Here is a 437-nt window from a genome sequence, read left to right on the forward strand (position 1 = left end):
CTGACGCCCACGCCACCGACGTCAGTTCAGTCACCGACAAGCCCGACGCGACAATTTTTTCTTTCAGCAACGCGATGTCATAAGTGGTCGGGTGATAGATTGGCTGCGGCAGCGGATCCTGCCAGATGAGATCTTCCTTTGGCACTTCCGGGCCGATGTAGCGCGCTTTAGGCCCCATATCGCGGTGGGTCAGCTTGTACCAGGCGCGGGCAAAGGCTTCGTTAAACGCCTGCGGGTCGTTGAGGAAACGGCGTGAGATCTTCTCAAACTCCGGGTCGAAACGCAGCGTCAGATCGGTCACCAGCATGGTTGGTTTATGCTTTTTCGCCGTGTCAAAGGCATCGGGAATAATCTCGGCTGCTTCGACCGCTTCAAACTGGATCGCACCCGCCGGGCTGCGCGTCTGCACCCACTCATACCTGAACAGGTTCTCGAAG

Annotated in this window: 1 pseudogene; it reads right to left on the reverse strand. The window is 57.4% G+C overall.

What is annotated here, in order from left to right:
- Positions 1 to 437, reverse strand: a pseudogene (locus GS12_RS22835) (catalase-peroxidase); the annotation flags it as partial.

Source organism: Erwinia oleae, assembly GCF_000770305.1.
Classification (GTDB): domain Bacteria; phylum Pseudomonadota; class Gammaproteobacteria; order Enterobacterales; family Enterobacteriaceae; genus Erwinia; species Erwinia oleae.